This window comes from Geodermatophilus arenarius (assembly GCF_042654585.1).
Taxonomy (GTDB): Bacteria; Actinomycetota; Actinomycetes; order Mycobacteriales; family Geodermatophilaceae; genus Geodermatophilus; species Geodermatophilus arenarius.
In genome coordinates this window covers 209520-234776 of the sequence record NZ_JBHSGR010000001.1, presented here as the reverse complement: position 1 = coordinate 234776, position 25257 = coordinate 209520, and the positions used below count along the sequence as shown (strand labels likewise).

General features: G+C 73.4%; 19 protein-coding genes and 1 tRNA gene. 17 read left to right on the top strand and 3 right to left on the bottom strand.

Annotation, left to right across the window (positions count from 1 at the left end; translation table 11 throughout):
- Positions 1-8 precede the first annotated feature (8 nt).
- On the bottom strand, positions 9-1469 hold the full coding sequence (locus tag ACFO3M_RS01080; protein ID WP_387985240.1) for an Nramp family divalent metal transporter: 1461 nt from the start codon (positions 1467-1469) through the stop codon (positions 9-11).
- Between the two features lie 218 nt (positions 1470-1687).
- Between ACFO3M_RS01080 and ACFO3M_RS01075 the strand changes: the two genes are divergently transcribed.
- A complete protein-coding gene (locus ACFO3M_RS01075; RefSeq protein WP_387985238.1) occupies positions 1688-3091 on the top strand; it encodes a glycine--tRNA ligase in 1404 nt (467 codons plus the stop codon).
- On the opposite strand, the gene ACFO3M_RS01070 is transcribed toward ACFO3M_RS01075, so the two are convergent.
- Positions 3061-4260: a glycosyltransferase family 9 protein gene (locus ACFO3M_RS01070; RefSeq protein ID WP_387985236.1), complete on the bottom strand. Its 1200-nt coding sequence runs from the start codon at positions 4258-4260 to the stop codon at positions 3061-3063. The two genes, ACFO3M_RS01075 and ACFO3M_RS01070, sit on opposite strands and share 31 nt — an antisense overlap.
- A 122-nt stretch (positions 4261-4382) precedes the next feature.
- Here ACFO3M_RS01070 and dusB point away from each other — a divergent pair, with 122 nt between their 5' ends.
- The 8 genes from dusB (at position 4383) to ACFO3M_RS01030 (ending at position 14141) form a co-directional block, all read left to right on the top strand.
- A complete protein-coding gene (dusB, locus tag ACFO3M_RS01065) occupies positions 4383-5537 on the top strand; it encodes a tRNA dihydrouridine synthase DusB (protein ID WP_387985233.1) in 1155 nt (384 codons plus the stop codon).
- Entirely contained in the window at positions 5534-5974 is a 441-nt protein-coding gene (locus ACFO3M_RS01060) for a hypothetical protein (protein ID WP_387985230.1), read from the top strand. The genes dusB and ACFO3M_RS01060 overlap by 4 nt, the downstream gene beginning before the upstream one ends.
- Before the next feature lie 104 nt (positions 5975-6078).
- Positions 6079-6438, top strand: coding sequence for a hypothetical protein (locus ACFO3M_RS01055; RefSeq protein WP_387985228.1), 360 nt, complete (start codon positions 6079-6081; stop codon positions 6436-6438).
- Positions 6439-6701: 263 nt separating this feature from the next.
- Positions 6702-9413 carry a pyruvate, phosphate dikinase gene (gene ppdK, locus ACFO3M_RS01050; RefSeq protein ID WP_387985225.1) on the top strand — a complete coding sequence of 904 codons (2712 nt, stop codon included), beginning with the start codon at positions 6702-6704 and terminating at the stop codon, positions 9411-9413.
- 64 nt (positions 9414-9477) lie between these two features.
- Entirely contained in the window at positions 9478-10104 is a 627-nt protein-coding gene (locus ACFO3M_RS01045) for a YdcF family protein (protein ID WP_387985222.1), read from the top strand.
- A 9-nt stretch (positions 10105-10113) separates the two neighbouring features.
- Positions 10114-10632, top strand: coding sequence for a hypothetical protein (locus tag ACFO3M_RS01040; protein WP_387985219.1), 519 nt, complete (start codon positions 10114-10116; stop codon positions 10630-10632).
- A 102-nt stretch (positions 10633-10734) separates the two neighbouring features.
- Positions 10735-13560, top strand: a complete 2826-nt coding sequence (dnaG, locus tag ACFO3M_RS01035; RefSeq protein ID WP_387985216.1) for a DNA primase — start codon at positions 10735-10737, stop codon at positions 13558-13560.
- Complete coding sequence (locus ACFO3M_RS01030; RefSeq protein WP_387985213.1) at positions 13557-14141, top strand: hypothetical protein; 585 nt, start codon at positions 13557-13559, stop codon at positions 14139-14141. Before dnaG ends, ACFO3M_RS01030 begins: the two co-directional genes overlap by 4 nt.
- A gap of 21 nt (positions 14142-14162) precedes the next feature.
- On the opposite strand, the gene ACFO3M_RS01025 is transcribed toward ACFO3M_RS01030, so the two are convergent.
- Positions 14163-14477, bottom strand: a complete 315-nt coding sequence (locus ACFO3M_RS01025) for a hypothetical protein (protein ID WP_387985211.1) — start codon at positions 14475-14477, stop codon at positions 14163-14165.
- A 139-nt stretch (positions 14478-14616) separates the two neighbouring features.
- Between ACFO3M_RS01025 and ACFO3M_RS01020 the strand changes: the two genes are divergently transcribed.
- The 8 genes from ACFO3M_RS01020 to ACFO3M_RS00985 all read left to right on the top strand — a co-directional run bounded on the left by ACFO3M_RS01020 (position 14617) and on the right by ACFO3M_RS00985 (position 25175).
- Positions 14617-14689: transfer RNA gene (locus ACFO3M_RS01020), tRNA-Asn, on the top strand.
- A 388-nt stretch (positions 14690-15077) separates the two neighbouring features.
- Positions 15078-15749, top strand: a complete 672-nt coding sequence (locus ACFO3M_RS01015) for a zinc-binding dehydrogenase (RefSeq protein ID WP_387985208.1) — start codon at positions 15078-15080, stop codon at positions 15747-15749.
- A gap of 509 nt (positions 15750-16258) precedes the next feature.
- Positions 16259-18574 carry a penicillin acylase family protein gene (locus ACFO3M_RS01010; RefSeq protein WP_387985205.1) on the top strand — a complete coding sequence of 772 codons (2316 nt, stop codon included), beginning with the start codon at positions 16259-16261 and terminating at the stop codon, positions 18572-18574.
- Positions 18575-18622: 48 nt separating this feature from the next.
- Positions 18623-19546: a polysaccharide deacetylase family protein gene (locus ACFO3M_RS01005; RefSeq protein WP_387985202.1), complete on the top strand. Its 924-nt coding sequence runs from the start codon at positions 18623-18625 to the stop codon at positions 19544-19546.
- Positions 19547-19739: 193 nt separating this feature from the next.
- Positions 19740-21317, top strand: coding sequence for a GAF domain-containing sensor histidine kinase (locus ACFO3M_RS01000; RefSeq protein ID WP_387985199.1), 1578 nt, complete (start codon positions 19740-19742; stop codon positions 21315-21317).
- A gap of 4 nt (positions 21318-21321) precedes the next feature.
- Positions 21322-21954, top strand: a complete 633-nt coding sequence (locus ACFO3M_RS00995; RefSeq protein ID WP_387985196.1) for a response regulator transcription factor — start codon at positions 21322-21324, stop codon at positions 21952-21954.
- A 1162-nt stretch (positions 21955-23116) separates the two neighbouring features.
- On the top strand, positions 23117-24379 hold the full coding sequence (locus ACFO3M_RS00990) for a DUF4032 domain-containing protein (protein ID WP_387985193.1): 1263 nt from the start codon (positions 23117-23119) through the stop codon (positions 24377-24379).
- A 358-nt stretch (positions 24380-24737) separates the two neighbouring features.
- Complete coding sequence (locus ACFO3M_RS00985) at positions 24738-25175, top strand: ATP-binding protein (protein ID WP_387985191.1); 438 nt, start codon at positions 24738-24740, stop codon at positions 25173-25175.
- Positions 25176-25257 lie beyond the last annotated feature (82 nt).

The following is a 25257-nucleotide window of genomic DNA, read 5'->3' as shown; positions in this document are numbered from 1 at the left end:
CGGCGTCGTCAGCCGCCGAAGAGGGTCTCCAGCTGGGTGCGGAAGGTCAGCACCGACAGCGTGCCGAACAGCAGGATCGCCCACACCAGGGCGCCCAGCCGCACGCCCCGCACGCGGATCGGCGCGGGCAGGAGCTTCCGGTTGACCAGGATCAGCAGGCCCGCGTAGACGAACATCATGAACCCGCCGACGACGGCGGAGATGACCAGCAGCACCAAGGGCTGGTCGAGGCCGGCGAGCAGCACGACGATGCCGATGGCGATCAGGCCCCACACCAGGCCCGCGTAGACCTTGCTCTCGTTGGCGTTCCGGGCGTACGAGGTCTTGATGACGTCGGCGGCGAGCCGGCTGGTGTAGTCGACGATCCCCAGGGCGGCGGCGAACAGCGCGAAGGCGCCGATCGCCCAGAAGAAGTACTGGAACCAGGTCCCGACCCGCTCGCCGAGCACCTGCCCCTCGATCTCGATGAAGCCGATGTCGTTGGCGACGTCGTCGCGGCCGAACACCGTCGCGTACGCCAGCAGGGAGGTGAACAGGATGGTGACGAAGGTGATCGCGACGAACGTGGCGAGCTGCTCGACGTTCGCGAAGCGCCACCAGCCGCGCCACCGGCGCAGGTTGTCGGGGGTCGGCTCGAACACGTACCCGGTGCTCGGCACGGCCTCCGGCTCGCCGGTCACCGGGCTGACCAGCCGGGGCACGTAGGCGCCCATGCCGAAGCCCTTGTCGCGGATCCAGTTGGACTGCACCAGGTTCTGCCCGCCGCCGCCGCCGGCGAAGGCCAGCGCGCCGAGCAGCAGGGCGAAGCCCAGCTCCTCGACCGGGATCCGCGGCCGGGTGACCACCTGCGGCACGTCGGACCACGCGGCCGCGCCCACCGCCACGACCGCGGCCACGGCGAAGAGGACCAGCACCGCGGCGACCTTGAGCATCTGCGCCCGCTCGAGGGCGACGTACACGACGGGGGCGAGCGTGAGGACGAGCCCGATCGCCACCAGCATGCCGATCGCGATCCAGCGCGGATCCCCTCCGCCGAACAGGTAGGTGACCAGGGTCGCCGAGCTGGTCGACCACCCGGGCCACAGGTTGGCGAAGTAGGTGAGCACCGCGAAGAACAGGCCCCAGTGCCGCCAGAACCGGCTGAAACCGGTGAGCGCGGTCTCGCCGGTGGCCAGCGTGTACCGCTCGATCTCCATGTTGAGGAAGTACTGGGTGAGCAGCCCGAGCAGTGCCGCCCAGACGAAGACGAGCCCCACCTGGGAGGCGATGTAGGGGTAGAGGATGAACTCCCCGGAGGCCAGCCCGACGCCGGCGGCGATGATGCCCGGACCGATCAGCCGCAGCTGCCGGCGCGGCTCCTCCGGCATGGCCCGGACCTCGGGGCGTGGGTGGTGACGCGTGGGGAACGCGGCGGCGACGTCCTCCACCGGCGTGCCCCCGACGGCTCCGGCGCGGTCTGACCTGGCCATCGGACCTCCTCCCGGGCGCGGCCGGGAACCGGCGGCGCCGCCTCGTCGCTGTGTGGCAGGTCACTCTGCCCGGGGACGGGCGGCGACGCCACGGTCCGTCCGGTCCGGGACGTCGTCCTCCCGTGGACCGTGCCCGTCCCGCGGAGGGGCGACGCGCCGCGGCCGACTACCGTGGGCAGGTCAACCGCCGACCGCCAGCCGGATGGAGCACCGAGCTCGTGAGCGCCAGCAACACCACGCACGACCCCGCCCGCCTCGACAAGGTGGTCAACCTCTGCAAGCGCCGGGGGTTCGTCTTCCCGTCGGGTGAGATCTACGGCGGCACCCGCTCCGCCTGGGACTACGGGCCGCTGGGCGTCGAGCTCAAGGAGAACATCAAGCGGCAGTGGTGGCGCACCGTCGTCCAGAGCCGGGACGACATCGTCGGCCTGGACTCCTCGGTGATCCTGCCGCGGCAGACCTGGGTCGCCTCCGGCCACGTCGGCGTCTTCACCGACCCGCTGACCGAGTGCCAGAACTGCCACAAGCGCTTCCGGGCCGACCACCTCGAGGAGGCCTTCGAGGCGAAGAAGGGGCGGCTCCCGGAGAACGGCCTCACCGAGGTCACCTGCCCCAACTGCGGCGTGACCGGCCAGTGGACCGAGCCGCGCGACTTCAACATGATGCTCAAGACCTACCTCGGCCCGGTCGAGGACGAGTCGGGGCTGCACTACCTGCGCCCGGAGACCGCGCAGGGCATCTTCGTCAACTTCGCCAACGTCATGGGCGCGGCGCGGAAGAAGCCGCCGTTCGGCATCGGCCAGATCGGCAAGTCCTTCCGCAACGAGATCACCCCGGGCAACTTCATCTTCCGCACCCGCGAGTTCGAGCAGATGGAGATGGAGTTCTTCGTCGAGCCGGGCAGCGACGAGGAGTGGCACCAGTACTGGATCGACGAGCGCACCCGCTGGTACACCGACCTGGGCATCTCCCCGGACAACCTGCGGCACTTCGAGCACCCGAAGGAGAAGCTCTCCCACTACTCGAAGCGCACCGTCGACATCGAGTACCGCTTCGGCTTCCAGGGCTCGGAGTGGGGCGAGCTCGAGGGCATCGCCAACCGCACCGACTTCGACCTGTCCACCCACACCGAGCACTCGGGCGTGGACCTGTCCTACTTCGACCAGGCCACCAACACCCGCTGGACGCCGTACGTCATCGAGCCGGCGGCCGGGCTCACCCGCTCGCTGATGGCCTTCCTGGTCGAGGCCTACACCGAGGACGAGGCGCCCAACGCCAAGGGCGGCGTCGACACCCGCACCGTGCTGCGGCTGGACCCGCGGCTGGCGCCGGTCAAGGCCGCCGTCCTGCCGCTGTCGCGCAACGCCGACCTCTCGCCCAAGGCGCGCGACCTCGCGGCCGCGCTGCGCCGGAACTGGAACGTCGACTTCGACGACGCCGGCGCGATCGGCCGCCGCTACCGCCGGCAGGACGAGATCGGGACCCCGTTCTGCCTCACCGTCGACTTCGACACCCTCACCGACGACGCGGTGACCGTGCGCGAGCGGGACTCGATGAGCCAGGAGCGCATCGGCCTGGACCAGGTGGAGTCCTACCTGGCCGCCCGCCTCCCCGGCTGCTGACCGCGCACCTCCGCGGACGTGCCCGGGGCACCTCCGCGGAGGTGCACGACGGGTGCGGCCGGGTGCACCACCGGGCCGCCGTCCTCGAGCAGGTCGAGGGCGGCGGCCCGCACCGTCTCCGGGGACACCTCCGCGACCAGGGAGCGGTCGTGAGCGCAGCGTGCCCGGCTCTGGTCCAGGCCGCAGGCCGGGCACGCGGTGCGCGTGGAGACGGCCACCCGGTGCCGCCGCCGGGTCAGCGGGCCGGCGTTGAGCAGGTTGTGCTCGAGGAAGACGCCGACCGTCGCCGTCCCGACCGCCTCGGCGAGGTGCCGCGGCCCCGAGTCGTTGCCGACCAGCAGCCGGCAGCGGGCCAGCACCCCGGCCAGCGCGGACAGCGACAGCCGGCCGACCAGGTCGAGCAGCGGCGCCGCCGTCGCCGCGCGGATCGCGTCGGCGGCGCGCCGGTCGTCGCCGCCGGAGCCCACCAGCACCACGGTCGCCCCCTCGGCGGCCAGCGCGCCGGCGACCTCGGCGAAGCGCTCCGCGGGCCAGCGGCGCCGCGGGTCGCTCGCGCCGGGGTGGAGGGCGACCAGGGGCGCGGGACCGGCGGGCAGGACCCGGTCGGCAGCCGCGGCGTCGGCCGGGGTGACCGCCAGCCGCGGCTCGAGGGTCACCGGCACCGCCCCGACCAGGCCGGTGAGCTCGAGGCAGCGCAGCACCTCGTGCTGGTCGCTCGTGTAGGGCAGCCAGCGGTCCAGCGCCGGCGCGCCGGCGTCGCGCGCGCCGGCCGTGACCCGGGCGCCGAGGGCCGCCACGAGCGGGTTGGAGTTGCCGCCCCCGCCGTGCAGCTGGAGTGCCAGGTCGTACCCCTCCCCGCGCTGCGCGGCGAGGAAGCGGCGCACCTCGGCGCCGTCCCGCGCGGCGCCCGGGGCGTCGCGCACGCCGGGCCACGGCGGCACGACGACGACCCGGTCCCACGGCCCCGGCCGCCCCTCGAGCAGGTCGGCGTGCCACGGCCGGCCGAGGAGGGTGACCTCCGCACCGGGGTACGCCGCCCGCAGCGCGGCCAGCGCCGGCAGGGTCAGCACCAGGTCGCCGAGCAGGTTCGCCCGCAGCACCGCGATGCGCCCGACGTCGGGCACCGGGGCTCCGGTCGCGGTCAGCGCGGCGGCAGACGACCGGGGCACGCGCGTCCTCCTGGGCTCGGCGGGCGGGAGCCTCCCTCTGCCCAGGCCGGCGCCGGTCCATGCGGGGGCGCCTCCCCGCGGGTGACCCCGGCCACCGGGCGCGGCCACCTACCCTGGACCGCGTGACGAGCACCCTGGCGCCGGCGGTCGCCCCGCTGCGGCTGGGGCCGCTCACCGTGGACCCCGCCGTGGTGCTCGCGCCGATGGCCGGCATCACCAACCCCGCGTTCCGCACGCTGTGCCGCGAGTTCGGGGCCGGCCTGTACGTCTGCGAGATGATCACCACGCGGGCGCTGGTGGAGCGCAACGAGAAGACGCTGCGGATGATCCGGGCCACCCCCGAGGAGGCCGCCGCGGGCTTCTCCGTGCAGCTCTACGGCGTGGACCCGGCCACCGTCGGGCGCGCGGTGGAGATGCTCGTCGACGAGGAGGTCGCCGGCACCCGCCCGGCGCACGTCGACCTGAACTTCGGCTGCCCGGTGCCCAAGGTGACCCGCAAGGGCGGCGGCTCGGCGCTGCCGTGGCGGCGGGTGCTCTTCCGCGACATCGTGCGGGCCGCCGTCCGCGCCGCCCGCGACGTGCCGGTGACGGTCAAGACCCGCATCGGCATCGACGCCGACCACGTCACCTACCTCGACGCCGGCCGGATCGCGCAGGACGAGGGCGCGGCCGCGATCACCCTGCACGGGCGCACCGCCGACCAGCTCTACAGCGGCACCGCCGACTGGGGCCCGATCGCCCGGCTGGTGGAGACCGTCGACATCCCGGTGCTCGGCAACGGCGACGTCTGGGAGGCCGACGACGCGCTGCGCCTGGTGCGCGAGACGGGGTGCGCCGGCGTCGTCATCGGCCGCGGCTGCCTGGGCCGGCCCTGGCTGTTCGGGGACCTCGCCGCCGCCTTCGCCGGGGAGTCCCGCCGGGCGCTGCCGACGCTGCGCGAGGTGGCCGCGGTGATGGTCCGGCACGCGCGGCTGCTGTCGGAGGGGCAGGGCGAGCTGCACGGCTGCACCGACTTCCGCAAGCACGTGGCCTGGTACCTCAAGGGCTTCTCGGTGGGCTCCGACGTCCGTCGCGCCCTGGCGATGGTCAGCTCGCTGGACGAGCTGGCCGGCCTGCTCGACCGCATCCCCGACCAGCCCTACCCCACGGCCGTCCTCGGCGGCCCGCGCGGGCGCACGAGCAGTCCCCGGCCGGTGGCGCTGCCCGAGGGCTGGCTCGACGACCGCGACGACCCGCGCCCGCCGGCCGGCGCGGAGCTGGAGACGAGCGGCGGATGAGCGGCCCGTACCTGTACGACGAGGGCCCCGAGGCGCTGCACACCGGCACCCCGCGGCGCCGCAACGGGCTGCTGCTGGGGATCTTCGGCGGCACGGTGGCGCTCGCCGTCGCCATGGTCGTGGCCCTGCCGCTGGTGAAGGGCTCGGGGGAGGAGCAGGCCCGCGAGGCGGTCGGCGTCTTCCTGGCCGCGCTCGAGGCCGGCGACACCGAGACCGCCGGCGACCTGCTGTGCCAGGCCGAGCGCGACCGCGGCGAGGTCGGTGACGTCCTCGCCGGGTACGAGCACCCCGGCGACGCCGAGGTGGTCGGCGTCGCGGAGGGCCGGCTCGGGGACCAGGACAGCCAGGAGGTCCGGGTCCGCTGGGACGACGGCGCGGAGGCCACGCTGGCCGTGGTCCTCGAGGACGGCCCGCGCGTCTGCGGCACCTCCGGCTGACCGCGCCGGCGCCGCGAGCGGATCCCTTCTCGGAGTGCCACCGGGCTGTCACCATGTGCGCCGCCCGGCTGGAGGTCCACCGGGCCAGCCCGAGAGGAACCGCGTTGACGCAGCCGCCCCACCCGCCCGTCGCCCCCGCCGCGCCGTACGCCCCGCCCGGGCCGTACGCGCACGCTGCGCCCTTCGCGCCCGCCGGTGTCGCGCCGGCCGCCGCGCCCGTCCCGCAGCCGGCCGCGCCCACGCAGGTGGCCTTCCCCGGCCAGGTCCAGCTGCCGCCGCAGCCGCAGTTCGCGCCCACCCCGCAGCAGGCCGCGCAGGTGCAGCGCGGCGCGCCGGCCAGCGGCTTCCCGCGCTACGTCCCGCCGCCGCCGTCCCCGGTCAACCGCACCGGCCTGTACGTCGGCATCCTCGTCGTCGTGCTGACGCTGCTGTTCGCGGTCCTCGGCTTCACGCTCGTCGCCTGATCCCCCCGGCCGGCCCGGCCCGCTCTCCCGCCGGGCCGGCCGTCCGCTGCGGAAGCGCGCTCACCTCCGTGTCCCCGGACGGCTGACGGGCTGGCGTGTCCACCGTCCGGTGGGTCACGATCGCTGCCTGGCTCCGGGTGGACGTATGAGACGTCTACCCCCGACCGGGAACCCGGGGCCGCGCTCGCCGGAGCGGCCGACGGGGACCCCGCGACGCCGCACCGGCGGACGGGCGGCCGGCGGGACGAGCGCGGAGGTGCACGGTGGGCAGCGTCACGAGCACGACCACCTGGGTCTACGACTTCAGTGAGGGCAACAAGGACCAGAAGGACCTCCTCGGCGGCAAGGGCGCGAACCTCGCCGAGATGACCAACCTCGGGCTGCCCGTGCCGCCCGGCTTCACGATCACCACCGACGCCTGCCGCCACTACCTCGAGCACGGCAGCACCCCGCCCGACCTCGCCGGCCAGGTGACCGAGCACCTGACGGCGCTGGAGAAGGCGATGGGCAAGACCCTCGGCGACCCCGCGGACCCGCTGCTGGTCTCGGTCCGGTCCGGGGCCGCGGCCTCGATGCCCGGGATGATGGAGACCGTCCTCAACGTCGGCCTCAACGACGAGTCGGTGCAGGGGCTGGCCGCGCAGTCCGGCAGCGAGCGCTTCGCCTGGGACTCCTACCGCCGGCTGATCCAGATGTTCGGCAGGACGGTGCTCGGCATCGACGGCGAGGCGTTCGAGCACGCCCTCGACGAGGCCAAGCGCGAGCAGGGCACCGACCTGGACCTCGACCTCGACGCCGAGCACCTGCGCGACGTCGTCGGCCGGTTCAAGGCCATCGTCCGCGAGCACACCGGCCGGGACTTCCCGCAGGACCCGCGCGAGCAGATGGACCTGGCGATCAACGCCGTCTTCGACTCGTGGAACAGCCCGCGCGCCATCCTCTACCGCCGCCGCGAGCGCATCCCCGGCGACGCGGGCACGGCGGTCAACGTCTGCTCGATGGTGTTCGGCAACCTCGGCGCCGACTCCGGCACCGGCGTCGCGTTCACCCGCGACCCGGGCAGCGGCGAGCAGGGCGTGTACGGCGACTACCTGCAGAACGCGCAGGGCGAGGACGTCGTCGCCGGCATCCGGAACACCGTGCCGCTCACCGAGCTCGAGCGGATCGACCGCGGCGCCTACGACGAGCTCCTGCGGATCATGAGCACCCTCGAGTCGCACTACCGCGACCTGTGCGACATCGAGTTCACCGTCGAGCGCGGCAAGCTGTGGATGCTGCAGACCCGCGTGGGCAAGCGGACGGCGGCCGCGGCCTTCCGCATCGCCACCCAGCTGGTCGACGAGGGCCTCATCGACACGGACGAGGCGGTCCGCCGGGTCACCGGCGACCAGCTCGCCCAGCTGATGTTCCCGCGGTTCGTCTCCGGCGGGGACGCCACCCGGCTGACCCAGGGCATGAACGCCTCGCCGGGTGCCGCGGTGGGGAAGGCGGTGTTCTCCTCCGAGACCGCCGTCCAGTGGGCCGACCGGGGCGAGAAGGTGGTCCTCGTCCGCCGCGAGACCAACCCCGACGACCTCGCCGGGATGATCGCCGCCGAGGGAGTGCTCACCAGCCGCGGCGGCAAGACCTCGCACGCCGCCGTCGTCGCCCGCGGGATGGGCAAGACCTGCGTGTGCGGCGCCGAGGAGCTGCAGGTCGACACGACGAACCGGCGGTTCACCGCGCCCGGCGGCGTCACCGTCGAGGAGGGCGACGTCATCTCCATCGACGGCTCCACCGGCCTCGTGTGGCTCGGGGAGGTGCCGGTCGAGGACTCCGCCGTCGTGCGGTACTTCGAGGGCGAGATCGGCCCGGACTCGCCCGAGGCCGACGACCTCGTGCGCAGCGTGCACCGGATCCTCACCCACGCCGACGAGGTGCGGCGGCTGGACGTCCGCACCAACGCCGACACCCCCGAGGACTCCGCCCGCGCCCGCCGCTTCGGCGCCCGCGGCATCGGCCTGTGCCGGACCGAGCACATGTTCCTCGGCGACCGCCGGCAGCTGGTGGAGAAGCTGATCCTCGCCGAGACCGACGAGGACAAGCAGGCGGCCCTGGACGCGCTGGCGCCGCTGCAGAAGCAGGACTTCGTCGAGATCTTCGAGGCGATGGACGGGCTGCCGGTGACCGTGCGGCTGCTCGACCCGCCGCTGCACGAGTTCCTGCCCGACCTCACCGACCTGTCGGTGCGCGTCGCCGTCGCCGAGGCGCAGGGGCACCCCGATGAGGCGAACCTGCGGCTGCTGGCCGCCGTCCGCCGGCTGCACGAGCAGAACCCGATGCTGGGGCTGCGCGGCGTCCGGCTGGGCCTGGTGGTGCCCGGCCTGTTCGCCATGCAGGTGCGGGCCATCGCCGAGGCCGCGTGCGAGCGCCGGTCGGCCGGCGGCGACCCGCGGCCGGAGATCATGATCCCGCTGGTCGGCGCGGTGCAGGAGCTCGAGGCGATCCGCGAGGAGTCCGAGCAGGTGCTCGCGGCGGTGTTCGAGGAGTGCGGCGTCGAGCTCGACGTCCTCATCGGCACGATGATCGAGGTGCCCCGCGCGGCGCTGACCGCGGAGGAGATCGCCCGGTCGGCGGAGTTCTTCTCCTTCGGCACCAACGACCTCACCCAGATGACCTGGGGCTTCTCCCGCGACGACGTCGAGGCGGCGTTCTTCCACGCCTACCTGGACAAGGGCATCTTCGGCGTCTCCCCGTTCGAGTCGCTGGACCGGCCGGGCGTCGGCCGGCTGGTGGAGGTCGGCGTGCAGGGCGGCCGCGCGGCGCGGCCGGACCTCAAGCTCGGCGTCTGCGGCGAGCACGGCGGCGACCCCGACTCGGTGCACTTCTTCCACGAGGTGGGCCTGGACTACGTGTCCTGCTCGCCGTTCCGGGTGCCGGTCGCCCGGCTGGAGGCCGGCCGGGCGGCGCTCGGCGGGGAGCGCGCCGGGTCCTGACGGCCGCGCGGCACGCCCGTCGCACCAACCACACCCGGCGCACGGCCCGTGTCATCCTCGACCGGTGACGCGGGCCGGGGCACTGGTGACACGGGTCTTCGGCGCCGTCGTGCTCGCCGCCCTGCTGCTGGTCGCCTCGACCGCGGCCGCCATCTGGTGGACCGCGCGGCACGACGCGCGGCCGGCCTCGGACGCGATCGTCGTGCTCGGCTCGGCGCAGTACAACGGCGTCCCGTCGTCGATCTTCGAGGCCCGGCTGGAGCACGCGCTGTCGCTGTGGGAGGACGGCGTCGCGCCGGTGGTCGTCACCGTCGGCGGCAAGGCGGCCGGCGACCAGTTCACCGAGGCCGAGGCCGGGCGCGACTACCTGATGAGCGCCGGCGTCCCCGGGGAGTCGCTGCTCGCGGTCCCCGAGGGCGTGGACACGCTGGAGAGCATGCGGGCGGTCGGGACCGCGTTCGGCGAGCGCGGGTGGACCAGCGCCGTCCTGGTCACCGACCCCTGGCACGCCATGCGCGCCGAGCGGATGGCCGAGGACGCCGGCATCAGCGCCGAGAGCTCGCCCACCCGGCAGGGCCCGGCCGTGCAGACCCGCAACACCCAGTTCCGGTACATCCTCCGGGAGACCGCCGCGTACCTGCTGTACCGCGTGACCGGGGAGAGCGTCGCCGGCGCGCCCGGCATCGGCTGAGGAGGGCGCGTGCTGGAGCTGGGGAGGGCGGGGGAGCGCGGGGCGGCCAGGCGCGAGGTGCCGGTCCTGCGGGACGGGGAGCCGGTCGGCCGCCTGCGCTCCACCGACTTCTGGCGGGAGGCGTCGGTCGCCGTCGTCGAGGACCGCGAGTGGGTGCTCGGACGGCGGAAGGGTGGGGTGCTGGCCGGGCGGTGGGCGACCGAGCCCGAGGACGCCGCCCGGTTCACCGCGCGGCAGGTGTCGGCGTGGCGGGGCACCTGGCGGGTCGAGGTCGACGGCACCGCGGTCGACGTCGTCCCGGCGTCCTGGTGGAAGGGCACCTACCGGTTCACGGCGGGGGAGCGGGCGGTGGCCGAGAGCGGCTCCACCGGCGGCTGGTCACCCCGCCCGACGCTGACCGCGGACGACGACCTGCCGCTCGACGTCCAGGTCCTCCTGCTGTGGCTGGTCCTGGTGCTGCAGCGGCGCACCTACGGCACGGCGGTCGCCGTCGCCGCCGGCGGAGCCGCGGCCGCGGGCGGCAGCTGAGCCCACGGCGGACGAGGGCCGCCCCTGGCCGTCCTCGCGACGGGGGATGATCGGTGCGGGACGCGCACGGGCGTCCCGGCAGCAGCACGACGGAGGAGGCCCATGGCCGGCCGGGGACGCATCCGAGCAGCGGACATCGCGCTGGTGCGCGAGCGCAGCCGGATCGACGAGGTGGTCGGCGAGCACCTGCAGCTCAAGCGCGCCGGGGGCGGCAGCCTCAAGGGCCTGTGCCCGTTCCACGACGAGAAGTCGCCGTCGTTCCACGTCACGCCCTCGCGGAACCTCTACCACTGCCTCGCGGGCGAGACCGGCGTCCTCACCGAGGACGGCGTCGTGCCCATCGCGGAGCTTGCCGGGCGGACGGTCCGGGTGCTGAACGGGGACGGCGGCTGGGTCGAGGCGCCGTTCCGCTCGTACGGCGTGCAGCGGCTCATGCGCGTCGTCGTCTCCCGCAACGGCCGGGAGAAGGAGCTCTTCGCCACCGACGAGCACCGCTGGTTCGTCCCGGCGGGGAAGCTGCGGCAGGACCGCCGGGAGAAACTGACCAGGGACCTGCGCCCGGGGGACCAGCTCTCCCCGTCGTTCCCGATGAGCCGGGTGCTGCACCCGGCCACGCGACCGTCCCCGTTCGGCATCGCCCGTGGACTGGTCTACGGCGACGGGACGCGGGCGGGCTCCGGTTCGATCGCCAACCTCTTCGGCGAGAAGGACGCGCAGCTCTCCCGGTACTTCGACGGCTGCCGTAGCTGGGAGGGCGAGGGGGTCACCAAGTACTACGGTCTCCCGGCCTACTTCAAGGACGAGCGACCGGCCCTCGACGAGGACGCCTCATACCTGCTCGGCTGGCTCGCCGGCTACTTCGCCGCCGACGGGTGTGTGGCCGACGACGGGGACGCCGTCCTCAACTCGGCCCGCGTCGACGACCTCGAGTACGTGCGGACGCTGTGCACCCGGCTGGGCATCGGGACCTACGGGGTGGCCAAGCAGACCCGCCTCGGCATCGACGGCGTCATGAGCGACGTCTACAACGTCCGCTTCATGACCAAGGGGCTGCCCGACTCCTTCTTCCTGCTGCAGCACCACCGCGGGCGCATCGCCGCCAACCGCAAGAAGTACGAACGCAAGCGCTGGGTGGTCCGGTCGGTGGAGTGGAGCGATCGGATCGAGGAGGTCTACTGCGCCGAGGTGCCCGGCACCCACGCGTTCACGCTCGAGGACAACATCCTCACGGGGAACTGCTTCGGCTGCGGGGCCGGCGGTGACGTCATCAGCTTCGTCCAGCAGATCGACCACCTGAGCTTCACCGAGGCGGTCGAGCGGCTGGCCGCCCGCGCGAACATCGACCTGACCTACGAGGACGACGGCGGCCGGCCCACCGGGGCGCCGGACCGGGCGCAGGCCGGGCAGCGCGCGCGGCTGGTCGCCGCGAACACCGAGGCGGCGGCCTTCTACGCCGAGCAGCTGCGCAGCCCCGAGGCCGCGCCCGCGCGCCAGTTCCTCGCCGACCGCGCCTTCGACCGGCAGGTCGCCGTCGACTTCGGCTGCGGGTACGCCCCCGGCGGGTGGGACGCGCTGACCCGGCACCTGCGCGCGAGGGGCTACAGCCAGCAGGAGCTGGTGACCGCGGGCCTGGCCAAGGAGTCCTCGCGCGGCACGCTCATCGACCGGTTCCACCGCCGGCTGGTGTGGCCGATCCGCGACATCACCGGCGACGTCATCGGCTTCGGCGCCCGCAAGCTCATGGACGACGACCCGGGCCCCAAGTACCTCAACACCCCCGAGACGCCGCTGTACAAGAAGAGCAGCGTCCTCTACGGCATCGAGCGGGCCAAGCGGGACATCGCGAAGAAGCACCAGGCCGTCGTCGTCGAGGGCTACACCGACGTCATGGCCTGCCACCTGGCCGGGGTGACGACGGCGGTCGCGTCCTGCGGCACCGCGTTCGGCGCCGAGCACATCGGCGTGCTGCGCCGGCTGCTCATGGATCAGGACGAGTTCCGCGGGGAGGTCGTCTACACCTTCGACGGCGACGCCGCGGGTCAGGCCGCCGCGCTCAAGACGTTCAAGGAGGACCAGCGCTTCGTCGCGCAGACCTTCGTGGCCGTCGAGCCGGACGGGCGCGACCCCTGCGAGCTGCGCCAGGCGCACGGTGACGCCGCCGTCCGGGACCTCGTGGCGCGGCGGACCCCGCTGATCGAGTTCGTCCTGCGGACCACGCTGGCCGAGTACGACCTGGACACCGTCGAGGGGCGGGTCGCCGCGCTGGACCGGACGGCGCCGCTGATCGCCCAGGTCAAGGACCACGCGCTGCGCCCGGCCTACGCCCGCCGGCTGGCCGGGCTGATCGGCGACACCGACGAGGGCGAGGTGCTCGAGCGGGTGCGCCGGATCACCGGCGGGGAGGTGGCGTCCTCGCGGTCGCGGCCGCGGGTCCCCAAGCGCACCCCGGACGACGCCGCGCTGGCGGTCGAGCGGGAGGCGGTCAAGGCCGCGCTGCAGGTGCCCGAGATCGCCGGGCCCTCCTTCGACGCCGTCCCGCCCGAGGCCTACACCGACCCGGACTACGCCGCCGTCGCCGCGGCCGTGGCACAGGCCGGGGGAGCGGCGGCCGCGCGGGTCACCGGGCCGGAGTGGCTGGACCTGGTGGCCGCGCACTGCGAGCGCGAGACCGCCCGCGCCCAGCTCACCGCGCTGGCGGTGGAGCCGCTGCGGTCGGTGGGGGAGGGCGACGCCGGCTACGTCTCGGCGGTGCTGGCCCGGCTGCAGGAGATGGCCATCGTCCGGCAGGTCACCGCGCTCAAGGCCAGGCTGCAGCGGATGAACCCGGTCGAGGAGGGCGACGCGTACATGCGCGCCTTCTCGAAGCTCATGGCGCTGGAGCAGGAGGCCATCTCGCTGCGGCAGCGGGCGATCGGCGGGCTCACGTGAGGCTCGCGTCGGCCCTGCGCCGCCGGCTCACCCGCCCGCCGGAGCCGGTGCGCGCCGTCGTGCAGGCGTCGGCCGACCCCGAGGAGCGGGTGCTGGCCTGGGGCACGCTGGTCCGGGGGCAGGGCTGGCTGGTGGCCACCAGCCGCGGGCTGCGCGTCGTCCCCGCGGACCTCCCGCTGGACGCGGCCGGCGACGTGGGGGTGCTGCGCTGGCACGAGGTCGGCTCGGCGCGCTGGGCGGCCACCGACGACGACGGCGGCGGCAGCTTCACCGTCAGCGCGCTGACCGAGGTGGAGCCCGGCGTCCAGGCGCGCGAGCCCGCAAAGCGGCACGCGCTCAGCGACGCCGGCGACCTGCCGGCCGTGGTGCGCCGCCGGGTGGACCAGACGGTGGTCGCCAGCCGCCGCTCGCCGCTGCCGAACGGCGGCGGGGTGGTGCTCGTGGCGCGCCGGGTGCCGGGTCAGGCGGCGCGGGAGTGGACCGTCGTGTTCGACGACGACGCCGACCGCAGCGACCCGGAGGCGCGCGAGGTGGCCCGCCGCAAGCTCGAGGAGGCGCTGGCCGCGGAGCAGCCGGGCTGAGGTCGGCTGCTCGTGGCAGGGTCAGCCGACCGGCGGCGGGTCGACCGGCAGCGCGGTCAGGTCGGGGGACTCGGTGGCCGTGGTGGGCGGCGTCGTCGTGGTGCCGGTGCTGCGCGGGGGTGCGCCGTTGGAGCCGGTGTCGCGGCCCATCTTGGCCTTCACCGAACTGACGACGTCGTCGGCGCGGGCCTGCGCCATCCCGGCCAGGCCCTGCAGCTGCGGGTTGTCCTTGGCGTCGGACCACAGCCCGCGGATCTGCTCGTAGCGCTCGCGGCCGGCCCGGGCGCCGAGCACGTATCCGGCGCCGAAGCCGAGGAGGAAGGAGAACTTGGCCACGGGGACCTCCGGGGTCGCGGGGCGGACTGCTTCGTGATCACGCTACGGCGCGACGCGATCGTCCGCGATCCGGAGGGCCTGCGCAGAGCGCCGGAGGGCGTGGGGTACATTCGTGAGGCGCGCGGGTCGCACCCGCCCATCCCCCGTAGCTCAATTGGCAGAGCATGCGACTGTTAATCGCAGGGTTATTGGTTCGAGTCCAATCGGGGGAGCAAAGCTTCAGCTCAACGGCCCGTGGTGATCTGGGGAGATCCGCGGCGCCCCACTGAGCCCCAGTCTTTCCCGTCTGCGCCGTGTCGTCGCGGTCCGGATGCCCGTGGGGAGCCCTGGCCGTGCCGGCGTGCCACAGCCCCCTCGTGGCGTTGTGCCTGGGGCAGTCGCCCAACGGTAGGCGCGGCACGCTGGGTCGGCTTCATCACAGTGACGGCGGATTCGCGCAGTTCACGGTCGCTCCCGCTCGCGAGGCGTATGCCGTGCGGAGCGACTGGAGCGACGAGGAACTCGCGGCTGTGCCCTGCGCCTACTCCACGGCGGAGAACATGCTGCACCGGGCCGCGGTGGAGGCGGAACGGGTGCTCGTGACCGGCGCCTCCCAGGGGCGTGGGACGCGCCGCGGAGCAGCTCGCCAAGCGCCGGGGCGCGACGGTCACCGCGGTGTGTTCGGCCGCGAAGGCCGCCGACGTGCTGGCTCAGGGTGCCGATCGGATCGTCGATCGCGGCGAGGACCTGGTCCGCACCCTCGGCAGGGCGAGCGTCGACGTGGTGATGGATCTCGTCGGCGGGGCCCAGTTCCCGCAGTGGCTCGACCTCCTGCGGCCCGGCGGTCGCTACGCCATCGCGGGGGCCATCGGAGGGCCGATCGCGGAGATCGACCTGCGCACGCTGTACCTCAAGGACCTCTCGCTGCTCGGCTGCACGTTCCAGGAGGACGAGGTCTTCGAGAACCCGATCGAGTACGTCGAACGCGCCGAGGTCCGACCGGTCGTCTCGCGCACGTACCCCCTGGCGGAGATCGCCCTCGCGCAGGAGGCGTTCCCTGACGAAGGGGCACATCGGAAAGCTGGTGCTCGTCCCACCCGGCCTCGCTGCTTGAGGGAACACCCTGCGACAGCCGCTGCGGGGCAGGTGGTCGGCGAGGCGAGCTGCTCGCGCAGCGCGGCGCCCCGGCTGGTGGAGGCCTCGCCAACATCCGCAGCCGGTCGAGCAGCGCCCGCGCTCGCCGGCATCGAGATCAGCCACTGGCTGAGCCGGCGTCGCGATGCGTCCCGGTGACGAGTGCGGCCCCGCGCCTGGGACTGCTCCATCCTGAGCAGACCCCTGAGCCACCGACGGGTGGCACAGCAGGGTGCCTCGCGGCCGTCGTCGAGGGACCAGCAATGCCACCCTCGAGTGCAGCATCTCCGCTCATTCGGTACCCGTTCCCGCCCACCGACGCCGTGGCGGCTGCTTCCCACAGGCGATGTCGGCCCCGCTCCTCGTGGCGGAGGACCGCACGCGGTCGACCCCCCGGCTCGTCCTGCTCCCCAGGGCGCTCCGGTCAGGAACGGGCCACCGCCGCCTGCGTCCACTAGCCGCCTGGCTAGTCCCGGCTCGCCGTTCGAACGAGGGAATGCTGCCCGCGCGGCTCCACCGGTTCCGGCTTCAGTGCACCTGGGCGATCGCCGCGACGGCAGTCGGCCAGCGGCGCGCGGCACGCCAGGACCTCGGCGACCGAACCTCTACGAGGGAGTTGAGCGATCATTTCTCTTCGGGATCACGACCTCGACAAGCGCACCTTCGTCGTGCCGGGCCTGACGGAGCCGGCGCAGATCATCGTCGACAGGTGGGGCGTTCCCCACGTGTACGCGGCCACGACCTACGACGCGTTCAGGGCGCAGGGCTTCAACGCAGCGCGTGATCGGCTCTGGCAGATCGACTTCTGGCGGCGTCGGGGCCTGGGGCGGTTGTCGGAAGTGTTCGGCGCGGAGCACGTCGAGCGCGACCGGGCCGCGCGCCTGTTCCTGTTCCGCGGGGACGCCCACGCCGACTGGTTGTCCTACGGGTCGGACACCAAGCGCGCCAGCACCGCTTTCGTGGAGGGCATCAACGCCTTCGTCCAGCTCACGCGCGAGGACCCGGAGCTGTTGCCCGTCGAGTTCCGGGAGCTCGGCTACACCCCGTCGTTCTGGGACCCCGCGGACGTCACCCGGATCCGCAGCCACGGGTTGTTCTACAACCTCCGCGAGGAGGTGGCGCGGGCTCTGACGATCCGCGATCACGGGGTCGCCGTCGAGGAGCTGCGGCGACGGCGGGAGCCGCACCGGGAGCTCGTCGTCCCGGAGGGGCTCGACCTGGCCAGGATCCCTGACGACGTCCTGGCGGTGTACGACCTGGCCACCACGCCACCGGTGTTCACCGCGCGCCAGCCCGGCGAGGCGCAGGGCTCCGTCCTGCCCGAGGGCAGCAACAACTGGGTCCTCTCCGGTGACCGGACCGCCACCGGGCGCCCGCTGCTCGCCAACGACCCGCACCGGGCTGCGGCCGCGCTCCCCGGCCTGCGCTACCTGGCTCACCTGAGCGCTCCCGGCTTCGACGTCATCGGCGGGGGTGAACCGGGTCTGCCGGGCATCAGCATCGGCCACAACGGCCAGATCGCCTTCGGGTTGACGATCTTCGCGATCGACCAGGAGGACCTGTACGTCTACGACCTCAACCCCGACGACCCGCTGGAGTACCGGTACCAGGGCCGGTGGGAACCGATGCGGGTCGAGCGGGACACGATCGAGGTGGCCGGCGGCGGGCAGGTCGAGGTGGAGCTCGCCTTCACCCGGCACGGCCCCGTCATCCGCAGCGACCCCTCCACGAACACCGCGTTCGCCGTGCGGGCCGCCTGGCTCGAGCCCGGCATGGCCCCCTACCTCGGCAGCATGGACTACATGCGGGCGCGCAACTGGGACGAGTTCCTGGGCGCGATGAACCGGTGGGGCGCGCCCCCGGAGAACCAGGTCTACGCCGACACCCGCGGCAACATCGGCTGGAAGACCGGCGGCCTCACCCCCATCCGGCCCAACTGGGACGGCACGCTCCCGGTGCCCGGCGACGGCAGGTACGAGTGGGCCGGCTTCTACGACATGGACGAACTGCCCGGTGCGCTCAACCCCGAGCGGGGGTGGCTGGCCACGGCGAACGAGATGAACCTGCCGGAGGACTTCCCCCCGGATCGGCACATCACCTACGACTGGTACGCCCCGTACCGCCGGCACCGCATCGACGACGTCCTCGGCGGCCTGACCGCGGCCACCGTCCAGGACATGGTGGACCTGCAGGGGGACTACGTCAGCATCCCGGCGCAGCGGATCCTGGCCGCCGTCCGCGGGCTGGACCTCCCGGACCGCGACCAGATCGACGGGCTCGACCTCCTCCTCGACTGGGACGGTGACCTGCGCCCCCACTCACCTGCCGCAGCCCTGTTCGAGGTCTGGTACCGACGGCACCTGCGGCCGGCCCTGCTCGCCCGGGCAGTCGCCGAGGTCACCGCCCGCGACGACAACGCCGACGTCCTCGCCGCCATCGCCAACAAGGAGGACCTGCTCGCCGACGCCCGGATCGACATCGAGCTCCTGGAGTCCCCGGGGCACCGGCTCGGGCCCGACCCGGCCGGCTTCCTGGCCGCCGCCGTGCCGCAGACGTTGGCGACGGCGCTCGCCGACCTCGGGGAGCTGCTGGGACCGGACCGCAGCGAGTGGGCCTGGGGCCGGCTGCACGTCGCCCGGGCCACCCACCCGCTCCGGGCCCTGCTGACCGGTGTCCCGGAGGACAGGCTGTCGGTGGGACCCCTCCCGCGCGGGGGGAGCGGCGACACGGTGGGCAACACCGCCTACGGGCCGAACTTCGTCCAGACCGCCGGATCGACGTTCCGCATCGCCATCGACGTGGGGGAGTGGGACTCCTCGACGGCCATGAACGCGCCCGGACAGTCCGGGAACCACGACAGCCCGCACTACACCGACCTGTTCGAGCCGTGGGTGCGCAACGACGCCTTCCCGCTCCTGTACAGCCGCGACCGCATCGAGGAAGCAGCCGTGCAGGTCATCGACCTCCTGCCGTCGGACGACTGACGGCCACGGCCACCGGATCCCCTCCACAACAGAGAGAAGGTCACGCACGTGGGACACCTGCAGCTGCCCGAGGGCAAGAGGATCGCCGTCAACCTGGGCACGGACTTCGACGCCCAGGCGCTCTGGCTGGGGGCGTTCAACCGGCCGAGCCCGGCCTTCATGTCACGCGGCGAGTTCGGTGCCGAGGTCGGAGTGCCGCGGCTGCTCGAGCTGTACAAGCGCTACGACATCAAGTCGACCTGGTTCACCCCCGGCCACTCCGTGGACACGTTCCCCCAGTGGTGCCGGAAGATCCTCGAGGACGGGCACGAGTTCGGTCACCACGGCTACTACCACGAGATCCCGCCGGGCATCAGCCGTGACACCGAGCGGCGCCTGGTCGACCTCGCCTTCGACAGCTTCAAGAACCAGCTGGGCATCCGCCCCACCGGCTACCGCTCGCCCTACTGGGACTACAGCGACAACACCCTCGACATCATCGAGGAGTCCGGCTTCACCTACGACACGAGCCTCATGGCCCGCGACCTCGTGCCGTACCACCCCCAGCGGTGGCAGGTGAACTGGGAGAAGGGCAACGTCGCCGGCCGGGCGAGCGAGGTGCTGGAGATCCCGGTGAACTGGTATCTCGACGACTTCCCGCCGCTGGCCTACACCGGCACGTCGACGGGCATGCAGGACACCGACACGATCTTCCGGCGGTGGCGGGACATCTTCGACTACGCCTACCAGAACGTCGAGAACGCCGTGTACGCGACGTGCGTGCACCCCCAGATCATCGGGCAGGCGCACCACATCATGTGGTACGAGCGGCTCATCCAGCACCTCGCGGAGAAGGACGGCGTCTGGTTCGCCACGATGGACGAGATCGCCCGGTGCTGGGTGCCCGACGACGAGGACCGCCGCAAGATGGCGCTGCCCGACGTCCGCGGAGTGGAGCCGGCGCCCGCCGACTCCAGCTTCGCGCGGCAGTAGCGTGACGCTCCCCCCGAGCCGCCCCTAGGCTCGGGGGGAGCCGATCGCCCCAGCCACAGGAGGGCCGTCCCCTGGCACACCCGACACCCGTGCCGCTGGAGCCCGGTCGCTCCCCGGCCGAGCGCGGCAGGCCCCCGGCGTGATCCCGGAGGCAGCGCAGGTCTACTGGGCCGACGGAGGTGGTTCCCGGGCGGTGTTCGACTCGCTCCGGGAGATCCTCGTCGAGTTGCGCGAGGCGGTCCTCAGCGAGCGGGCCATCGCCCTCTACCAGCCGACCGGCACCGGGGGGAGTGACTTCTTCGTCCTCTCCGACAGTTGCTCCACAGGTCTCGAGCCGGCGATCGCGAACGAGCCGCTGCGCCTGAACCAGTCGCTGGACACGCTGGCGCCGGTGAGCGTGTCCGGAGTGGCGGCCCGGTCCAGGCTGCGCCCCTTCGGCCTCCACCTGGCGTCGGCCCTGGCCATGCCGTGGCGCGACCCCTTCGGTCGCGGAGTGGTCCTCGTCGGCATCGAGGTCGACGGTGGAGAGTGTCAGTCACTCCAGCGGCTCAGGGGGGTCGCCGACCTGCCCCGGCTCACGCGAACGCTGGGGGAGTCGCGCCTGAGCGGCACCCTGCACATCCAGCGTCAGCTCAGCTCTGCCCTCCGGTCGGTGCTGGCTGCCGACACCAGCGGTGCGGGGCCCATGGGGCGACTGCGCTCCCTGGTCGACACCGCACGGGTGCTCCTCCGCTCGGACGCCGCCTACCTGGCGCTGCCCGAGCAGGAGCCGAGCGGCACGCACTACTACTTCGCGTCGTTCTCCAAGGTCTACACCCCGGACTTCCGACACCTGCGGATGGAGTTCGGCCAGGGCCTGGGGGGTCTGGCCCGCAGGACGGGCAGGGTCGTCACCTCCATCGACTACGCACGTGACGAGCGACTGCTCGAGGCGCCAGTGAGCGAGACCCTCGACGAGGGGATCCTCTCCGCCGTCGCGGCCCCGTTGACCCGGAGCGGGAGCGAGGTCCACGGCGTCCTGTACGTGGGCAACCGGACCCCACGGCCGTACAGCGAGACCGACGAGCGTCTGCTCAGCGAGTACGCCGAGTACGTGTCCTTGCTCATGAACACCTCGGAGTTCAAGGAGTCCGCGCAGAGCGCTCGACTGGGCCGACTACGCGAGGACTTCGCGCACGCCATCCACGACTCGGTGGTGCGTCGTCTGGTCGAGATCGGGTTCACCGCCGAGCAGGCCGCGGCATCCGCCGAGGACGGGGCGGCCGCGGCGTCGGTCGAGGCCATCCGCCAGTCGGCTGCCGACGCACTGCAGACCCTGCGCGCCGAACTGAGCGAGCTGGTGCCGCGGGGCCCTGCGCAGATGAGCGTCAGTCAGGTCCTCGACAGCATCACCTCCGTCAGGGCTCGGCCGGGCGTCTCGCGGACCGTCCTCGTCATCGGCCCGATGACGGAGGCCCCACTGCCGTCCCACGTGGCCGAGGCAGTCGTCCAGGTCGGCGCCGAGGCCCTGACGAACTCGCTCAAGCACTCCGCTTGCACCATGCAGACCATCAGCATCGACAGCTCGGCGACCGGCGTGACGCTGCGCGTCACGGACGACGGCCGGGGGTCTCCCATCGTGAACCTGGACCCGGCCCAGCTGTCCAGCATGGGGCACCTCGGGGTGACGTCCATGCGCCGGCGCGCGGCCAGGATCGGAGCGTCCCTGACGATCGACTCGAGCGCCGACGAGGGCACCAGGGTCTGCCTCGACGTGCCCCGCACGTGGTGACGCGGTGGACGACGTGGTGCGCTTCTGCGCGATCGACGACCACGACATCATCCTGTTCGCGGTCGAGGCCATGGCGGCCAAGGAACCGGACCTCGAGTACTGCGGTGGAGCGACCGACGCCCGTCGTGCCCTGGCCCTGATCCAGGAGACGGAGCCCGACCTCGTCCTGCTCGACCTCCGACTCGGGACCCGGAACAGCTTCCCCTTGTGTGAGGAGCTGTCCGAACGGGTGCCCGGGACGGCCGTCCTCATGTTCACGGCCTTCGCCAACGAGGACCTGCTGCAGGGCGCCATCCACGCGGGCGCGGTGGGCTACCTGCTCAAGGACACGTCCACGAGCGCCCTCCCGCACGCGCTCCGGACGGCGAAGGCGGAAGGGGCCTACTTCGATCCGCGCGTGGTCAACGCCTCCCTCATCGGGTCGAGGCGAGGCAAGGACCATTCCCCGCTCACTGATCGTGAACTCGCCATCCTGCGACTCGTCGCAGACGGGGCGGACAACCACCAGATCGCCGAGGCACTGCAGTTCAGCGTGCACACGATCAAGCTGAACATCGCCCAGATGTTGAAGCGCTTCGGCGTGAGACGGCGAGCCGAGCTGGTCAAGGTCCTCATGGAGCGGCAGTTGCTGACCTGAGGGACAGCACCACAGGCGCGGCTGCCGCACTGGCCGGACGAGCTCGTCGAGCAGGGCGGAGCGGCATCCGTCCCGGCCGACAGCAGGATGCAGCCCGATCACCACGGAACCGCCGCGGTTGCCGGCTGCTGGTCGCGACGTCCGTACGGGGAAGAGGAGGAGCAGGATCCACCCGGCATCCGCCCCCGCCGGGACGGCTCACGGACACGGGTTCTCGTCGCGCTCGCCCGACCCGTCTGAACCGGATCTGTAGCGGAGCACGACCCCGTGAGTCACCTCAGACGCCGGAGCCGACTCGCCGGCGGGCCGACGGCGGCGTCAGCGCGGATCCGAGGAGCCGTTCCCCACCACCGTGTCTCGCCACGATTCCTCCTCGCGCTCCGTTGTCCGCCTTGGTCCGCTGCGGTCCCGTGTCCCCTCCGCCTGCGAAGACGCCCCTCCTTCCGCCGCGGCGGACACGTCTCGCACGTCTCGGCGTCTTGACGGCTTCGCCCCGTCCGCAGAAGCAGGGGTGGCTCACGTGTCGAGGGCCTCGAGGACGGCGGCGGCGAAGGCGTCGCGCAGGTCGGCCTGGGTGTTGGAGGGCTCGCGCCAGCCACCCAGGGGAGCGGGCAGACCGGCCGGGCGCCGCGGTCATCGTCGGCCGTATCCAGGCGGTCGGCGCGACCATGTCCGACCACCCGATCCGGGAGATCGACGCGGCGGCTCCGCCGGGATGGGGTCCACGAGTTCGAGACCAGCGTGCCCTGGTGTTCGCCGTCGGCGACGTCCGGCACGGGTCGGTGGAGCGGGTGGTCTCCGCGGTCGGGGCGGGGAGGTCGTCATCCGCAGGGTGCACGACCACCTCAGCCGTGTTCGAGGTCCCCACCCGGGACGGGTCTGCCGCCGACGGCTCGGAGGCCCGGTGTGCCGCTGAGCTCGTCCCCGACCACCTCGCTGTGGCCGCCGACCGGTGGGTGTGGACCCTGGCCGGGCTGACGACCCGGACGGACACCGGGGACACGCGGTGCCGCAGCCGACCGTGGGCGGCCGTCGGCACGCCCCCGCTCGCCCTCACGGCGCCGGCCCCGGCGGCGCGCCGGCCTGCGGCCGATCGTGCGGCATCCGAGGAGGCGCGCGCTAACCTCGCATCAGAACCGGGTCCGGGAACCGGAGGTCCGGGATGCGCTTCGTGTTCAGTCCTCCCGCCGAGGCGGCGGCCGATCTGCTCACCCTGCCCTGGGACGTCCCGCTCGCGCAGTGGACCGACGACCGGCTCGTCGAGATCCCGCAGCACGGGCGCTCCCGTCACGTCGTCCGGTTCGTGGCGGAGGCCGGACGCGTGTTCGCGCTCAAGGAGCTGCCCGAGCGACCCGCTCGCCGCGAGTACGAGGTGCTGCGCCGACTGCACGAGCTCGGCATCCCGGCGGTCGAGGTCGTCGGCGCCGTCGTCGACCGGCCCGGCGACCAGCAGGCGGTGCTCGTCACCCGCTTCCTGGACTACTCGTCGTCGTTCCTCGCGCTGTTCGCCAACCCGCGGGGCGCGCACCTGATCGACCGGGTGATGAACGCGCAGGTGGAGCTGCTGGTCCGCCTGCACCTGGCCGGGATCGTGTGGGGCGACTGCTCCCTGGCCAACACCCTGTTCCGCTTCGACGCCGGGACGCTGGCCGCCTACCTCGTGGACGCCGAGACGGGGGAGGTGCACGAGCGGCTCACCCAGAGCCAGCGGGACCACGACACGGACGTCGCCTACGCCCGGGTCGTCAGCGAACTGACGGCCCTGCGGGAGAGCGGCTCCCTGGCCGAGGACGTCGACCCGGCACTGGCGGCGGCCGACCTGGTGGCGCGGTACGAGCAGCTGTGGGCCCAGCTGACCAGCGAGGAGGTGGTGTCGCGCGAGGAGCAGCAGCTCCGCGTCGCCGGGCGGATCCGCAGGCTCCAGGACCTGGGGTTCGACGTCGGTGAGGTGGAGCTCGTCGAGGACCCGGCCGGCGGGAGCCGGCTGCGCCTCACCACCCGCGTCGCGGAGCCCGGCGACTGCCGGCGGGCGCTGTTCAGCCGGACGGGGCTGGACGTCCAGGAGAAGCAGGCCCGCCGCCTCCTCGCCGACATCGTGAGCTACCGGGCCGCGCTCGAACAGGTGGCGGGAGGCCCGGTCTCCGAGACCGCGGCCGCCATCCGCTGGCTGAACGAGAGCTACCAGCCGACGATCGCCGCCGTCCCCGCGCACCTGCGCAGCCGGCTGGACGCCGCTGAGATCTTCCACGAGGTCCTCGAGCACCGGTGGTTCCTGTCCGAGGCGGCCGGCCGGGACGTCGGGATGCAGGCCGCGGTGCGGGACTACGTCGACCGGGTGCTGCCGGCGGTGTCCGGCGACCTGGTGACGCCGCCACCTCCCCAGCGCCGACCAGGAGCTCGAGCCCCGCTCAGCGACTCCTCGTAGGGCCGGTTCCACCGTCCTCCGGACCCCCCTCGGCACCCTGGCCCCCGGCTCCGCGTCGGCCCACCCCCGCAGTGCGAGGGGCCCAGCCCCTCAGCCCGTCCGACCCGGTCACCTGACGCGCCATCTCCTGGTGCACCCCGTGACTGCAGCGACAGGGCCGAGCGTGTCGGGTCACCCCTCGCCGGTGGAGCACGCGCTCGGCCGGGCGGCCCCGACCCCCGCAGGCCTACGCTCGGATTACAGAACAGCAGCGGCCGCAAGGAGCAGGGTCCCTGTGCCCTGCCCGACCGCCGGAGCCTGGAGCGGACACGTGCCGATCGGTCCGGGGCCTCGCTCCTCCCCGAGCAGAGGGTGGCCGATGGACCAGGTGATGTGGACTCAGCGACCGCTCCCGACCGTGCCCGACGTCGCCCGTGCGGTCTGGCGACGGGAGCTGTGCACGCCCGTCGACCTCACGGTGAGCCGGAACCAGCTCCAGGCGACGGTGCGCACGGCGGAGCTGCGAGACCGCGCGCCGGTGGACGTCGACGAGCTGCTCCTGGTCTACGAGGAGCTGGCCTCCAACGGCATGCGCCACGGCCGGTCGCCGGTCGCCGTCTGCGTCGTGGCCGCCAGCGGCGGTTGGCTCGTCGACGTCACCGATGCCGCGGTCGAGAGTCCTCCGGTGCCGGCCGTCGACCGTGACCCGGTCGACGGGGGCCTGGGCCTGCACCTCGTGGCCCGGCTGTGCCGCACGCACGGCTGGACGGTCGACGACGGTCGCAAGCACGTGTGGGCGTGCGTCACCGCCGCGTGAGCCCGATCCGGGATGGCGCCCGGCCGGCGGAGTGGTTGGCCGACCCCGTGTGCTCACGGGGACCGGCACCGCCGTGGACGGG

Excerpts from the sequence above, each read along its gene's own strand:
- ACFO3M_RS01080 (WP_387985240.1), bottom strand. The coding sequence starts at position 1,469 with ATGGCCAGGTCAGACCGCGCCGGAGCCGTCGGGGGCACGCCGGTGGAG.
- ACFO3M_RS01060 (WP_387985230.1), top strand. The coding sequence starts at position 5,534 with ATGAGCGGCCCGTACCTGTACGACGAGGGCCCCGAGGCGCTGCACACC.
- dnaG (WP_387985216.1), top strand. The coding sequence starts at position 10,735 with ATGGCCGGCCGGGGACGCATCCGAGCAGCGGACATCGCGCTGGTGCGC.
- ACFO3M_RS00990 (WP_387985193.1), top strand. The coding sequence starts at position 23,117 with ATGCGCTTCGTGTTCAGTCCTCCCGCCGAGGCGGCGGCCGATCTGCTC.
- ACFO3M_RS00985 (WP_387985191.1), top strand. The coding sequence starts at position 24,738 with ATGGACCAGGTGATGTGGACTCAGCGACCGCTCCCGACCGTGCCCGAC.